This is a genomic window from Streptomyces sp. NPDC104307 (assembly GCF_055584045.1).
This window is the reverse complement of record NZ_JBVJMU010000004.1, coordinates 45,790-58,486: the sequence shown is the minus strand read 5'-3', so window position 1 is coordinate 58,486 and position 12,697 is coordinate 45,790. Positions and strand designations below refer to the sequence as shown.

The following is a 12,697-nucleotide window of genomic DNA, read 5'->3' as shown; positions in this document are numbered from 1 at the left end:
ATTTTATAGTCGATCCGCAGATGACAGCGGCCTTGCGACGCCCGGGAAAGCGACGATGACAGACGACCGGCCGGCGCAGTTCCAGCGGGCGCGCAGCGCCGAGCAGCGCGAGATCCGCAAGCGCGACATCCTTGACGCCGCCACCCGGCTCCTGGCGGAGATGCCCGTCCGGGACATCAGCCTGCGTGAGCTGAGCCGGCGGGTCGGGCTCTCGAAGACCAACGTCGTGCGCTACTTCGTGACCAGGGAAGCGGTCTTCTTCGAGCTGCTCAACCGCGAACTCGCTCGCTGGATCGAGGAGTTGCCCGCCGAACTGACGGCCGGCCCGGCGGTCGGGCCGCTGCCGCCGAAGGGTGTGACCGAGGCTGTGGCCCACTCGCTCGCCGACCGCGACACGCTGTGCGAACTGATCGGCTCAGCGGGCTCCGAACTCGAACGGAACATCTCCGCCGAGTCGGTGCGCGACTTCAAGATCACCCACACCCGACTCCTCGGCTCCCTCGCCGACCTGCTGCGCGCGCACCTTCCCGCACTGGGTCCGCCCGCCGCCCGCGAGGTGGTCTCCCTGACCATCGTCTGCACCGCCGGTCTCTGGCCCTTCGCCCACCCCTCCCCGGCCGTCGCCGAGGCCCAGCGGGATCCGGAGCTCGCCGCCACGAGGGTCGACTTCGCCGAGCGCCTCGCGCGGACCCTGCACCTGGCCGTCACCGGCCTGCTCGCGCTGGAACGAGAGGGCACGGACTCGCCACCGAAGGGATGACGATCGGCCGCCGGGCCCGCGGCGGCCGCTAGGAATGGACTCCCCCACGCGGTACGGCGTGGGCGGGACGGTGGCCGTCTGTGACGGCGTCGAGCACCGGTGGCAGAACACCGGCAACGTCCTCGAGGGTGCGGTCAAGCCAGACGCCGTCCAGGTCGAGGCCACGATCATGGAACTGCGGTCCCGGCCCGGCCTGCCGCTGCCGTACTTCCACGCGCTGCACAACGAGGAGGTGGCCCTGAAAGGCTGATCCGTCTACGTAACCGTCTTGACTGGTTACGTGTGAGCGTGGAGACTGGTGGTTGTCCGGGACGCCTACGGACGTGATCCACGAAGTGGAGGACGGTCATGAACCAGGAAGCCGCCATCGACACCGCCGCTGCGGCGCGGCACGCGCGCTTCGGGAAGCTCCCCGAGCGCATCCGCGCCGAGGACACGGTCCAGGGCGTGGACAGCAGGCTGGACGCCAAGGTAAACGGCGGGTACAACCCCGAGGGGCAGTGGCAGCACTTCTCCTGCTTCGCCCTCGATCTGGGTCTGTAGCCACCGGTGCGGGCGATCCGGAGCAGGGGTGAGGGGGAAGGTTCCTTCCCAGGCAGAAACCTGGCTCTTTTCCCTCCGTCGATCCGGCGCGATCGTAGAGATGTTCCCGGACACGGGAGAGAAACCCACACACATCTCAGGGAGATTCACATGTCCCAGACCAGCTTCACCTTCTACAGCGCCGGCCTCCGGATCGCCGCACACCTGTACACCCCCGACACCCCGGCGGCGGGCCCGCACCCGGCCCTCGTGGTCGGTCACCCCGGCACCAGCGTGAAGGAGCAGACGTCCGGCACCTACGCGCGGCGGATGGCGGAGCGCGGCTTCGTCACCCTCGCGTTCGACGCCGGGTACCAGGGCGAGTCCGGCGGCCTGCCGCGCGGCCTGGAGGACCCCGCCCAGCGGGTGGAAGACTTCAAGGCCGCCGTCTCCTTCTTCGCCACCCGCGACGAGGTCGCCGCCGACCGCATCGGCCTGCTGGGCATCTGCGCCTCCGGCGGCTACTCGCTCTCCGCTGCCGGCGGCGACCACCGCGTCAGGGCGGTCGCCACCGTCAGCGGGGTGGACGTCGCCCGCCAGCTCCGGCTCGGCGCCGACGGCACCCAGGACCCGGCCGTCTTCCAGAGCCTGCTCGACGCCGCCGCGCAGGCGCGCACCGCGGCGGCCCGCGGCGAGGACCCCGGCGTCATGACGATGTTCCCCGAGACCGCCGAACAGGCCGGCCAGCTGGGCGGTGAGCACGGGGTGGAGGGCTTCGAGTACTACTGCACCCCGCGCGGCGAGCACGAGCGGTCGGCGAAGTTCTTCGCCTGGGAGAGCATCGACAAGCTCGCCTTCTTCGACGCCTTCCACGCCGTGCCGCTGATCGGCCCCCGCCCGCTGCTCCAGGTCATCGGTGGCCGCGCGGTCACCTCCTGGATGGCCGTCGACGTCCACCAGCGGGCCACCGGCCCCAAGGAGCTGTACTGGATCGACGGCGCCAGCCACGTCGACCTGTACGACCGCAAGGAGTACATCGACATCGCCATCGACAAGCTCACCGACTTCTACACCACCCACCTCGGAACGGACCACTGACGCCATGAGCACCGCCGCGGACACCCGGGCCATCACCAACCTGATCGCGACCTACGCGGAACTGGTCGACACCGGAGACCTGGCCGGCCTGAACGAGCTGTTCGCGGAGGGTGTGTTCATCGGCAGCCGCGGAGCGGTCCAGGGCCATGACGGCGGTGTGGAGCGGATGCTCCGGGACACCGTGATCCTCTACGAGGACGGCACACCCCGCACCCACCACGTCACCACCAACATCGCCGTCGACATCGACGAGCGGGCGGCCACCGCCACCGCCCGCTCCTACGTCACGGTGTTCCAGGCGGCGCCCGGCTTCCCCCTGCAGCCCGTGGCCGCGGGCCGCTACCGCGACCGCTTCGCGCGCCGGGACGGACAGTGGCGGTTCGCGGAGCGCCGGATCGACATCCACCTGGTGGGCGACGTCAGCCACCATCTCCGCGGCTGACCGGCCGGCGCTGTTCGAGGCGGATGCGTCTCTCTGCGTCGGGCTGATGGTGCGTCGTGTCGGGCTGGTGGTGCGTCGGCCGGCGCAGTGCGCGCCGGGGCAGGGGCGATGGCACACCTGGGCAGCAGGGCACCGGCAAAAACGTGACTTGACCGTGCGGTGCGGGGGCATCGCTAAACACGTATCTCGCAATATGCCCAATGGATCCTCAACGTCCACACCTTGGCGGGTATCTACCGCGTTCAGGCGGCGTCGCGAGCGAGTTCGCCCTGCTGGCGGGCGCGGTAGGCGGCGGCCTTGAACCGGTTGCCGCGCGTGCTCATGCCGCACCACTGGCGCAGCATGCCGTGCGAGCGGTCGAGGTAGACGCGGGTGCACTCCGGGGCGGCACACTCCTTGAGCAGGGCGGCGTCCGGGCCGCCGAGCAGCTCCACGGCCTCCCGGGCCACGGCGGCGAGCGCCTCCTGCTGCGTCGCCCGCGTCCAGCGCCCGGCGGGCGTCAGCTGCGGCGCCGCGGGCAGGACGCGGGCCGTGTCGTTCACGAACGCCAGGGCCCGTGGGTCGGGTGCGCGGCTCGCCCGCCGGGAGGTGATCAGGTCGTAGACGGCTTCGCGCACGTCACGGGCGTGCGCCAGGTCGGCCGGGGAGCCGGGCGACCTGGCGTCGACGAGCCCGGACTCCAGGAACCAGGCTGCCGGCCGCTCGGGCGTGCCAAGCGTTTCGAGCTGTCTGGTGCGCCGTGCGCGCAGCGTCGCGGCGAAGTCGAGTGCGGGGTGGCCACAGACTAAGGCGTAGTCGAGTCTCATGTATGTAACCATTTTGGCAGGTTGCTACCTTCCCGGCAAGGAACCGCGCATCGTCGGACAGCCTTCAGATGTGAACACGTATAATCGCCACACACCTGCACCGAGCCCGGCCCACCGTCACACCCGGAGCGCGGCATACCCGGAGCCCGGCAGGAGAGCGGAGGTCGGACATGAGCGTCGCCGGGCACGGTGCCGGACCGGAGTGCTTCCCGCTGGCCGAGGATCTGCGGCAGCTGATGGGCAGCGAGGCAGGGGAGACGGACGTACGCGCCGCCGTGGAGCGGGCGGCCCAGATGCTGCGCGAGGTCTATCCCCAGGTGCTGGCCGGCGCCCTGGACACGGCGGGCGTCACCACCGGGCCCGCGCGGACGGACACGCCACGGCCGGCCGACGCCCCCGCCACCTCCCTCACCAGCCGGCTGGACCAGGCGGCCCGCCTCTTCGGCAAACAGCCGGCCGATCTGGTCCAGAAGTACGTGGCCGAGGCGCACACCCTGCTGTGGCAGCGCAATGTCGAACTGCCGCCCCTGCCCGGCGGAACCGGCCGGGCCGACCCGGCCGTGCTGAAGACCGTCCGGGACGCGGTGGCCTGGACCCTGTACACGGCGACGAAGGACGAGGCGGACCACCTCGCCCTGGCAGCCCGCTCCGCCCTCGACATCGCGGCCCCCGGGCCGACCGGTCTCGGCGGCGCGCCCCGCACCGACCCCGCCTCCGCACCCACCGCGAGCACCAGCGCCGCCGCGGCCCACCCCGCCCCGCCGACCCCCGCCGGGACGTCCGCGCCGGACCCTGCCGGCCGCGGTGTGCTGCGGACGATCCGGCGGGGCACCGACGGCAAGGGCGTCGCCGGGTGGGTGCTCAACGAAGGTGTCCCGGAGCGGGAGCGGGAGCTCAGCGCCACGTACGGCATACGTATCGGCCCGCGGCCCGAGGACGAGGGGCAGCGGCACTTCAGCCACTCGACGCTCGCCCGCATCGAGCAGGTGCTGTCGAACCTGCCGCCCGAGCACGTCCGGGACAACCCGCACCTGCAGTCGATCGAGATGGCGGGGCCGGAGCACCAGGGCGCCGCCAGTGAGTACGACGACGGCAAGAGGGCTGTCCACGTCACCCTGCCGCTCCACCTGCCGTCCTGGTTCGTCACCGAGCTCAACCGGAAGAGCGGCTGGCAGCGGTGGGCGATGGACCTGGCGGCGCGCGCGGACTACCAGGGCGACAGCCTGCGGACGGACCTGAGCCTCGGCCGCGTCTCCGAGCCGCGGCATGTGATGGCCGGCGTCTCGGACGCGATGGCCCAGAACAACTTCATGAAATGGACGCTCACGCACGAGATCGGCCACTCCGTCGACGAGCGCATCGACTGGCAGATGATGCACAGCTTCGAGACCCGGTTCGGCGGCTGGATCCAGCACGGGACGAACTCCGTCTCTGTGGCCAGGGCCGTTCTCGGCAAGTACGGGATGACCCCCGAGCACTTCATGGTGCCGAGCAAGGACGGCCGGCTGCACCTGCTGGAGGCCGTGGCGGACGCGCTCGAAGCGAATCCGGACCGTCGCAAGCCGGACCTGCTGAACCATCTGCGGGACGAGTTCCCCGACCTGCCGGAGGAGTTCAAGCACGGGCTCGACGAGATCGGCCGCTTCGGACGGATGGCGCACGCCCAGCCCTGGACATTCGACGACGCCGGTGGGGACGTGCTGCACGTCGGCCCGCGCGCCTACCACGTCGACCACTACTACAACTGGGTCAGCTACCTGCACGCCGAGCGCACGAACCACGGCCTGTCCAACTACCAGTTCTCCAGCCCGAAGGAGTGGTTCGCCGAGACCTACGCGGCGTACCACGGGCCGAGCGATGCCGCCCGCGAACGGCTCCACCCGGCGGTGCTCTCCTTCTTCACCGACGAACTGCCCGGCCACGTGCGGCCGGAGCCGGCAGCGGCGCCGGGGTCCTCCGGACCGCACGAGGATGACGCGCGGCCCGTGTCCGGACCGGCCGGCGGCTCGTCCTCGCGGCCCGCGGCGCCGCCGACGGCGGGTGAGCCGTCCGCACGGCCGTCCGCACGGCCGTCCGCACGGCCGGCCACCGCGGCCACGGCGGCCCCGGCCGCCGGACCGGCGGTCCGGGAGACCCCGCCCGACGCGGCGGACGCCCATCTCGCCGGCTGGGCCCGCACCCGCAACTGGACCCTCGACCAGGCCCGCCACCTCCACGACGAGGCGGCCGGCCTGATCGCCCCGATCGACGGCCACCGGCCGGTCGCGGACCACACGGCGGCCGGCGGTGAACACCGTCTGCGGGCGACGCGGGTCGCCACCGTCGTCGCGGCGGCCCGCGCCGACGCCGGCAGCGGTGGCAGCCGCGGCAAGAGGCCCGAGCACACACCGCCCGACGCCGCGGACCACGCGGCCCGGGACGACCGCGACGCCCTGATCGTCGCGCGTCTGGAGGACGTCTCCCGCGCCTTCAACGAGGCGAGGGAGGGGCCGCGGTTCGACGACGCCGTCCGCGCGGCCCGGGACGTCATGCCGGACCTGAGCCGCGACGACCTCCTCTTCCTGCACGAACACCGCGCCCCGGCGCAGGAGAACCCGCACGCGCTCTCGGTCGCCGACCTGGTCGACAGTCTCCGGGCCGGCGTCGACTACACTCGCCCGGCGGGCCCGCACGCCGACGCGGCGGCGGCCGCCGCCCGGCTCGGCCCGGACCTCTTCGGCGTACGCGGTGCCCCGGACGCCCCCGCATTCCTGCGGGACTTCGACTTCGCGCGCCTCGACAGCGCCCACCGGGCCGCCTTCTTCGACGCCGTGGATCTGGCGCGGGACACCACGCCGACGGCGGACGAACTGCGGCGGCTGCCCGGCAACTCCGCCGGTGTGGTCCACTCCCACACCACGTGGGTGTCGGCGGACTCGCGGCCGGGCATCAAGAGACTGGCCATCCCGCGGCTGCTGCACTCGATCTGGCTCGGCGGTCCGCTGCGTGACGAGGGCTCGATGTCGGAGTTCCGTGCCCACATGGCGCAGGGCAAGGGCCGCAACCCCGACGTCACGTTCGTGCTGTGGACGGACGTGACCCGGGCCGAGGCGGACGCGGCCCGTGCGCTGCCCGCCGGTTCCGGGCAGGGATGCCTCTTCGAGGTACGGGACATGCTGGAGTGGGCCCGGCGCGACAACGTCCGGCTCGTCAATGTCGGCGAGGTGTTCTCCGCGCAGACACCCATGCACCTGTCCACGCTCTACGGAGCGGAGGTGGCCAGGCGCACCGGCGCCGGGTACGCCGCCGCCAGCGACATCCTGCGCATCGAGGCGCTGGAGCGCTTCGGCGGCGTGTACTCCGACGGCGACAACCAGGTCCGCGCGGGGCTCGATTCGGTGATCACCGCCACGCTCAAGAAGGCGGGCGGGTTCGCGATCGGCCAGTACTTCAGCCGTTCGACGAACGCCGTGCTGATCTCGGCCGCCCGGCACGGGGCGCTGCGCAGCTACCTCGACGTGATCGGGCACAACTACACGCGAACTCCCTTCCAGAACACGTACGTCGGTGCGCACGGGGGCCTGGCGAATGCCGCGCTGGAGGAGCGGGCACGTCAGGAAACCACCGTCCTGGGAGCCGGCGACGCGGACATCCGCACACGTGTGCTGTACCGCACCGGGCCGAGCCCCTCCGTCTTCGCCCCGCTGCGGGAGGCCCAGGGCCTGTCACGGGACAGCCATGCGGACATCCCCTGGGACCGTCATTTCGACATCGGCTCCGGGCAGTCGTGGCTTGAGGGGAAGCCGAAGGAGGGCGGCTCCGAGCAGGCCGCCGCCCGGCCGCCGTCGACCCCCGCCGAATCGGTCGACGTGGCCCGCTTTGTCGCCGCGTCCCTCGTCTACGACCTGCACGACCAGCCCGGGAACCTCAACCTGGCGTTCTACGACCCGGTGGTCCGGCGCACCGCGGACCCGGACGCCGTCTGGACCGCGGTCATCGAGGCGCTGGCCGGCATCCCCCAGGTACGCGCGCGGGTGTCCACGGTGACCCTCCTCCGCGGCCCCACGGAGATGCATCTTCCGCCCGCCGTGAGGGTGTTGCTGGCATGGCGGTGGCGCGATGATCCGAGCCAGGACGAGACGCGGCGAGGCATCAGGGGGGCGCGGCTGCTGGATCCGGCCGGTGTGGACCCGGGGGACGGTCTCGGAGCGCCCGGGCATCAGTGGGCCGGGCATCCGGCATTGGCCGACGTCACCCGGGCCAGGCAGACCTTGGAGGGCCTCGACGAGACCCGGCGCCAGACCCTCTTCCAGGAGACCGGCCGGATCATGGCCAACCGCCACCGGGAACCCGCGATCATCCGTACGGACGTCACGCCAGGATCGGCCGACGCGCACTATCTCGGCCTGCACGACGACATGGCGACGCTGATCGCCGCACGCCTGCACACCCACCCGGGCACCGGCCTGCCGGACCACGAGAGCCCGGCCCGGATCCTGTCCGAACGGCTCCGGCAGACGTTCGAAACCCACGCGACGGGCGGCGCGGCGGCGGGCGGGATCCGCGAGTTCCTCAAGCGGAAGCAGAAGGCCCCCGCCACTCCGGCCACAGCCATCACTTCCACCACGGCGCCCACCCAGTCCGCACACCCCCACGCGCCCGTCGCGTCCGGCTTCACGGCCACGCCTCTCGTCTCCAGGGACGTCCGTGACTGGCCGGCCCAGGTCCATGTGGAGTGGCGTCCGGGGCGGAACGGCGGCGTGTACGTCGTCGACGCGGGGCCGGCCGGCCGCGCGGTCGTCAAGCTCCACAAGGACGCCGGGCCCAGCCTGTTCGCGGATGAGGTCATCCGCTCGGTCGGTGAGGTGCACGTCCCCCGAGCCCAGGTGTTCCACCGGGGTTCAGGCGCCGCGCGCGGGCTGGTGGAGCTGATCGCGCGGCACGATGCCGACTGGGCGGAGCACGCCGATGGCCTGGCGGAGGGGTTCCTCCACGTCACCGTCTCCGAGTTCGCCGAGGGTGTCCGCATCGACGAACTCGGCGTCCAGCACCGGCGCGCACTGCTGAACGAACCCGCCGCGCTCCGTCAGCTGGGTTCGCTGATGCTGGTGACCGACTCCCTCGTCGGCACCACCGACCGGCTCGGCAACCACCCGACCGGACACTTCGTCAACTGGGGCAACGTCCTCTACGACGCCGGCAGCCACCGCATCGTGACGATCGACAACGACACCACGCTGCTGCGGCCGGGCTTCGACGCGGTGGCCCACGCCCAGACGGTCGAGGAGCACTGGGCCCACGGCTTCGAAGAGGCGGCCGACTTCCTCTACGGCCACCGGCCGGGGCTCTCCACCGGCATGTCCGACGGCGAGTACCGCGACAGCGCGACCTACGCGATCGAACAGGGTGCGCTGGATGCCCGTAGTCGGATCGGCTCCCGCTTCGCCCGCTACGCACCGGGTCTGGCGCAGCGTCATATGTCGCTGTTCCCCCAGGAGCACGCCCCCGACCGCGTCGCGATCGGCGCGCTGGCGGACTGGGCCGGGTACCGGTGGGGCGCGGGGGCGGAGGGGCTGAGCGAGGAGGCGGGGCTCGCGCGCTTGCGGGCGGCTGTCGCCTCCGGCGGTGTGGCCGGGGCGAGTACGTCGGCGGGTACGAGGCCGGTCGTGATGCGCGCGGAGGTGCAGAGCGGGCCGGCGGGAACCGCGCTGCGTCAGGCGCTGCGCGGCCGGCTGGACCAAATCCCGCTGGGAAGCGCCGAGTTCGAGCGGGTGCAGCGGGTGCTCGACACCTGGGAGCCCGGCTGGCACACCCAGGCCCCCGACAAGGTGCCGCCGCCGCACGAGGCGGCGGCGCAGACACCCGAGGTGGCGGCCAAGACGCCCGAGCGGACGGCTCCCTCCCGGGGGACGCGCGGGCAGGAGCCCTGGCGGCCGCCCGTGCCCGGGCCGGGGAGGTGGTTGAGCGTGGACGTGGTGCGCCATCCCCAGTGGTTCGCGCTGGAGGAGCTGACCGGGCTCGACCCCGAGGAGATGGCGCGGGTCACGGACCTCGACCTGACGGACGGTTCGCGGCTCTCCACCGACGTGCGTGACGCCGTACGGCGGGCCGTCACCACCATCCGCGAACACATCCGCGACATTCCCGGTGTGGGCCTCGCCAACGCCGATCTCCTGGTGACCTCACCGGCCGGCGGGCAGGCGGTGTGGGGCGTGGTGGCCCAGGCGCTCGCGGACGACCTGTCCCACCGGATCAAGCTGGTCCTGGGCGGCAGGACGGGGCCGGTCATCGAGGTCTGCCCCTGAGGGCTGGTCCGCGAACCGGCCCGCCCGCCGGGGCCCCGGCTAAAGGTTGTTGCAGAACGCCTGGGATAGGGCATTCCTCTTGTATGGGTGGGGTGTTGCGGGCTGAGTCGTTGTGGGTGGAGACGTTCACTGGCTTGCGGATGGGCCGGTTCGAGAAGTTGGTGAAGGCGGTACGGGAGCGGGGAGGAAACGGTCCTGGTGGAGGGCGCCCTTGGTGCCTGCCACTGGCGGACCGGGTCCTGCTGGTGGCCGTCTACTACCGGACCAACCTCACAATGCGCCAGCTCGCCCCGCTCTTCCGGATCTCCGCAGCCACCGTCTGCCGGGTCATCCATCGCCTGCGGCCGCTCCTCGCGATCGAGCCGGCGCAGCGGCCGGTCGCGGATGTCGAACGGTTGTGGATCGTGGACGGAACCCTCGTCCCGGTCCGCGACCGCACGTTCGCCGCGTCCTCCCGCAATTACCGGTTCTCGGCGAACGTGCAGGTCATCATCGATGCGGACAGCCGCCTGGTGATCGCATCGGCCCGCCCCGTCCCCGGGAACAAGGCCGACGCCCACGCCTGGCGAGAATCAGACCTGCCCGCCATCGCCGCCGGGACAACGGTCATCGCGGACGGCGCCTACCTGGGCACCGGACTGATCGTCCCGCACCGCAGAAGAGCCGGACGCCCACTCCTGCGCGGCCAGGAGGAGGACAACACGGAACACCGCCGCGTCCGCGCCCGCGTCGAGCACACCTTCGCCCGCATGAAGAACTGGAAAATCCTCCGCGACTGCCGCCAGAAAGGAGACGGACTCCACCACGCCGTCCAAGCCGTCGCCACCATGCACAACCTCGCCATGACAGGCTGAACCACCAGGTCAAACACCACCCCGGCCTGCCCACACCCACCCTTCTGCAACAACCTTTAGTCGGGCGTGCAGATCTTCAGCAGCAGGCGGCCGTCCGTGTCCCGTACGACCGGGACGCTCCGGTCGAGCGTCACGGCCACGTGCTGCGTCACCTGGAGCACCTTGTCCAGCTGCGCCCCGTCCGTGGGCGCGGTGATGCGGAGCTCGTGCCCGAGCGGCCCAGTGGGGACGTCGAGTTGGGCTCTGAGGGACCGTACGGCCGTCTCCGCCAGCGCGCCGGCCAGCTCCGGGGTGAGGTCGATGTCCAGGGCACCCGCGGGCAGCAGCTCCGCCAGAGCGACCTGGTGGGCGGGGCTCGCCCCGCCGTCCGGGGCTGCGTGCGTCCCGCTCCCGGCTCCGGTGTGGGGCTCGGGCCGCGCGCCTGCCTGGGGCCGCGTGGGCGGGGGCTCGTGGGCGAAGAGGCTCTGGCCCAGCTCCGGTGACCGGACGACCGGGGCGTGGTGCGGCAGGCTCTCGGTCCAGCCCTGGGGGCCGTCCGTCACGAGCCTGCCGTCACCGTTGACGTGCAGGGCGCCGTCCGGGGCGAGGACCGGCGCGCCGATGTGGTCTGCGATGCGCTGCGCGAACGAGGGGCCGCCGTGGGGGCCGGGGGCGGCGGCGTGCGGGGTCGGCAGGACCAGGAGGCCGCCCGGGCTCCAATTGGTGTGCGCGGGAAGCCAGTTCGGCAGGTCGGCGAGCGGGACCTCGTGCGCACCCAGGTGCAGCGCGTCGCCGGTCGGGCCCGGCGTACCGAACAGGAGCAGGGGTGTGGCCCCGCCCCGTACCGCGCCGCCCGGAAGCACCGACGCCGCGGTGGCCTGCCCGCTGAGCGGGCCGTGCCGGACGATCTGGGCGGTGACCAGGTCCAGGGCGCGCGTGTAGCCGTTGCCGACGGGGCCGCTCCGCGGGTGGGGGACGGGCGGCGCGGCGCCCAAGGGGTCCGCCTTCGGCTGTACGTGATGCCACCGCACGCTCAGGATCGCCGCGGCCTGGGTCGTCGCCCGGGTGAGGGTCTCCGGGGGCAGGGCCGGGTCGCCGATGGTGGCCCGGGCGGCGTCGATGTCGAGACGGGCCCCGGTTGCGGGTTCTGTTCGCGTCGGCTCTGCCGGAGGCTTCGTGGAGGGGGCGGCGGGGCTGTCTCCCTTGGCTCCGGGGGAGGGGGATGCGGTAGGGGAGGCGGGTGCGTCGGCAACGGACGTGGTCGTCTCCGACGGGCGGCCCGGGGCGGGGTCGCCGCCGCGCGACGCGGTCACGGCGGCCGGGTCCGATTCGAGGTGCGGGCGCTCGTGCTGTGTGGGCCTCGGCGCCTCGTGGATGACCTGCGTGGCCGTACCGGCTCCTTGGTTCAACGTCGTCCCGTGCCCTGAGCCGCCCTCGCCGCCACCGGACGTGTGCGCGCCGATGTCGTCCAGGGTCGTCGGACGCCGGGGGCCGCCGTCCGTACGGACAGACGTCACCTTGCCCGGGGTCGGGCCGGCGCCGATGGGTGGGACGTTGACGGTGGTGGGTTGGCCGTCGGTGTTGATGCGGGCTGCGGGTGGGGTGTCGAGGGTGTTGCCGGTGCCGGGGAAGGGGTCGGGTTTGGTGGTCTTGTTGCCGCTGGTGGGTGGGGTGTTGACGGTGGTGGGTTGGCCGTCGGTGTTGATGCGGGCTGCGGGTGGGGTGCCGAGTGTGTTACCGGTGCCGGGGAAGGAACTGTCGGGTTTGTCGGTGATGGTGGAGAGGTCGGCGGGTCGGTCGTGGCCGGTGCCGGTGCGGTGTGGGGGGATGGGGGCGCTGGTGCTGCTGGACGAACTTGCGCCGATGGGTGGGACGTTGACGGTGGTGGGTTGGCCGTCGGTGTTGATGCGGGCTGCGGGTGGGGTGTCGAGGGTGTTGCCGGTGCCGGGGAA

The 12,697-nt window shown here is 72.4% G+C and carries 9 protein-coding genes; 7 read left to right on the top strand and 2 right to left on the bottom strand.

Features of this window, described 5'->3' with window-relative positions; translation table 11 throughout:
* The first annotated feature begins 55 nt into the window (after positions 1-55).
* The 5 genes from ACZ601_RS13080 (at position 56) to ACZ601_RS13060 (ending at position 2,822) form a co-directional block, all read left to right on the top strand.
* On the top strand, positions 56-760 hold the full coding sequence (locus ACZ601_RS13080; RefSeq protein ID WP_469536626.1) for a TetR/AcrR family transcriptional regulator: 705 nt from the start codon (positions 56-58) through the stop codon (positions 758-760).
* Between the two features lie 34 nt (positions 761-794).
* Positions 795-1,010: a DUF6299 family protein gene (locus tag ACZ601_RS13075; protein ID WP_469536623.1), complete on the top strand. Its 216-nt coding sequence runs from the start codon at positions 795-797 to the stop codon at positions 1,008-1,010.
* A 98-nt stretch (positions 1,011-1,108) separates the two neighbouring features.
* Positions 1,109-1,303, top strand: coding sequence for a hypothetical protein (locus tag ACZ601_RS13070; protein WP_469536622.1), 195 nt, complete (start codon positions 1,109-1,111; stop codon positions 1,301-1,303).
* A gap of 150 nt (positions 1,304-1,453) precedes the next feature.
* Complete coding sequence (locus tag ACZ601_RS13065) at positions 1,454-2,380, top strand: alpha/beta hydrolase (protein WP_469536620.1); 927 nt, start codon at positions 1,454-1,456, stop codon at positions 2,378-2,380.
* Between the two features lie 4 nt (positions 2,381-2,384).
* Complete coding sequence (locus tag ACZ601_RS13060) at positions 2,385-2,822, top strand: nuclear transport factor 2 family protein (RefSeq protein WP_469536617.1); 438 nt, start codon at positions 2,385-2,387, stop codon at positions 2,820-2,822.
* Positions 2,823-3,064: 242 nt separating this feature from the next.
* On the opposite strand, the gene ACZ601_RS13055 is transcribed toward ACZ601_RS13060, so the two are convergent.
* On the bottom strand, positions 3,065-3,628 hold the full coding sequence (locus ACZ601_RS13055) for a CGNR zinc finger domain-containing protein (RefSeq protein ID WP_469536615.1): 564 nt from the start codon (positions 3,626-3,628) through the stop codon (positions 3,065-3,067).
* A gap of 170 nt (positions 3,629-3,798) precedes the next feature.
* Between ACZ601_RS13055 and ACZ601_RS13050 the strand changes: the two genes are divergently transcribed.
* Both ACZ601_RS13050 and ACZ601_RS13045 read left to right on the top strand, forming a co-directional pair.
* On the top strand, positions 3,799-9,912 hold the full coding sequence (locus tag ACZ601_RS13050; RefSeq protein ID WP_469536612.1) for a TcdA/TcdB catalytic glycosyltransferase domain-containing protein: 6,114 nt from the start codon (positions 3,799-3,801) through the stop codon (positions 9,910-9,912).
* 83 nt (positions 9,913-9,995) lie between these two features.
* A complete protein-coding gene (locus ACZ601_RS13045; RefSeq protein ID WP_469536610.1) occupies positions 9,996-10,766 on the top strand; it encodes a transposase in 771 nt (256 codons plus the stop codon).
* Between the two features lie 56 nt (positions 10,767-10,822).
* Here ACZ601_RS13045 and ACZ601_RS13040 read toward each other — a convergent pair.
* The coding region (locus ACZ601_RS13040; protein WP_469536609.1) for a hypothetical protein at positions 10,823-12,697 on the bottom strand (1,875 nt) is incomplete at its 5' end.

What these genes read in the sequence shown, in the direction of transcription:
- ACZ601_RS13070 (WP_469536622.1), top strand. Translation starts at nt 1,109, where the DNA reads ATGAACCAGGAAGCCGCCATCGACACCGCCGCTGCGGCGCGGCACGCG.
- ACZ601_RS13060 (WP_469536617.1), top strand. Translation starts at nt 2,385, where the DNA reads ATGAGCACCGCCGCGGACACCCGGGCCATCACCAACCTGATCGCGACC.
- ACZ601_RS13075 (WP_469536623.1), top strand. Translation starts at nt 795, where the DNA reads ATGGACTCCCCCACGCGGTACGGCGTGGGCGGGACGGTGGCCGTCTGT.
- ACZ601_RS13045 (WP_469536610.1), top strand. Translation starts at nt 9,996, where the DNA reads ATGGGTGGGGTGTTGCGGGCTGAGTCGTTGTGGGTGGAGACGTTCACT.
- ACZ601_RS13080 (WP_469536626.1), top strand. Translation starts at nt 56, where the DNA reads ATGACAGACGACCGGCCGGCGCAGTTCCAGCGGGCGCGCAGCGCCGAG.
- ACZ601_RS13050 (WP_469536612.1), top strand. Translation starts at nt 3,799, where the DNA reads ATGAGCGTCGCCGGGCACGGTGCCGGACCGGAGTGCTTCCCGCTGGCC.
- ACZ601_RS13065 (WP_469536620.1), top strand. Translation starts at nt 1,454, where the DNA reads ATGTCCCAGACCAGCTTCACCTTCTACAGCGCCGGCCTCCGGATCGCC.
- ACZ601_RS13055 (WP_469536615.1), bottom strand. Translation starts at nt 3,628, where the DNA reads ATGAGACTCGACTACGCCTTAGTCTGTGGCCACCCCGCACTCGACTTC.